Source organism: Oceanobacillus saliphilus, from assembly GCF_023522835.1.
Taxonomy (GTDB): domain Bacteria; phylum Bacillota; class Bacilli; order Bacillales; family Amphibacillaceae; genus Oceanobacillus; species Oceanobacillus saliphilus.
On the sequence record NZ_JALCZU010000132.1, the window covers coordinates 1 to 271 of the forward strand.

The 271-nt window shown below is 41.3% G+C and carries 1 pseudogene; it reads left to right on the forward strand.

The annotated features are described in order from the left end of the window. Window positions 1–78, forward strand: a pseudogene (locus tag MN204_RS20695) (30S ribosomal protein S18); the annotation flags it as partial. Window positions 79–271 lie beyond the last annotated feature (193 nt).

A 271-nucleotide genomic window follows, 5' to 3' on the forward strand; every position in this document is an offset into this window, starting at 1 on the left:
AAGAACCAACGTAAGGTGACGACTGCTATCAAGCGTGCACGTGTTATGGGTCTTTTGCCATTCGTTGCAGAAGACTAATAGCATACGCTTTTAGTAACAACCTTTAAAAGAGTGAATCAGCATTGCTGGGTGACTCTTTTTTTATGTTTTGACGGCTTTTCTGACACGTTTGTGCGGTATTCTTTGGACAAACAAGGGAAAGGAACATACTTATGAAGAAATGGCTTATTAGCGGTGTAGTAGCAGTTGTAGCGCTAATTTTAGGTGCGGT